The 394-nt window shown below is 51.5% G+C and carries 1 protein-coding gene; it reads right to left on the bottom strand.

Annotated elements, in window-relative coordinates; all coding sequences use genetic code 11:
* The coding region (locus EVJ24_RS15255; protein ID WP_236637694.1) for a DnaA ATPase domain-containing protein at positions 1-394 on the bottom strand (394 nt) is incomplete at both ends.

Genomic DNA, 394 nt, shown 5'->3' with positions numbered 1-394 from the left:
ATAGTGATCGCCCGTCCGGTAAAGTTGGCGTTGGCAATGACGCGGTTCAGCGCGCCTTCCAGCTCACGTACGTTAGATCGTAGACGCTTGGCGATAAAGAACGCCACTTCGCCTGGCAAACGAATGTCATTTTCGTCGGCCTTTTTCATCAGGATCGCCACGCGGGTTTCTAACTCTGGCGGTTCGATCGCCACAGTCAGCCCCCAGCCGAAGCGGGATTTCAAACGATCCTCAACGCCGTTGATCTCTTTCGGATAGCGATCCGAGGTGAGAATGATCTGTTGATTACCTTCCAGCAGGGCGTTGAAGGTGTGGAAAAACTCTTCCTGAGATCGTTCTTTATTAGCAAAAAACTGAATATCGTCGATCAGCAGTGCATCTACGGAACGGTAGT

It is taken from the genome of Exiguobacterium sp. SH1S21, from assembly GCF_004337175.1.
In the GTDB taxonomy this organism is placed as follows: domain Bacteria; phylum Bacillota; class Bacilli; order Exiguobacteriales; family Exiguobacteriaceae; genus Exiguobacterium; species Exiguobacterium aurantiacum_A.
This window is presented reverse-complemented; position numbering and strand designations above follow the sequence as displayed.